We start from the raw sequence: 225 nt of genomic DNA on the forward strand, positions 1-225 counted from the left end.
TCTCGGCGGCGCTCGCGAGCGAGAGGCGCGCGCTCTCCAGCGCGGTCTCGTTGCTGCGGATCTGTGCGTCGGCGCTGGGGTTGAGCAGCGCGAAGCTCCCCGAGACGCTCACGGAGAGGCCCGCGTCGCCGCTCGCGCCCGTCGTGGGCGTGGTGAGGCCCGCGCTCACGAGGCCGCTCTTGAGGTTCACGTTCCCGGAGAGGACGGTGCCGCTCGCGTTCTGCC

1 protein-coding gene is annotated in these 225 nt (G+C 73.3%); it reads right to left on the reverse strand.

The features are described 5' to 3' along the window. A partial coding sequence (locus DEIPI_RS39455) for a hypothetical protein (protein ID WP_045234078.1) occupies positions 1 to 225 on the reverse strand: 225 nt, incomplete at both ends.

The organism is Deinococcus pimensis DSM 21231 (assembly GCF_000519345.1).
Taxonomy (GTDB): domain Bacteria; phylum Deinococcota; class Deinococci; order Deinococcales; family Deinococcaceae; genus Deinococcus_A; species Deinococcus_A pimensis.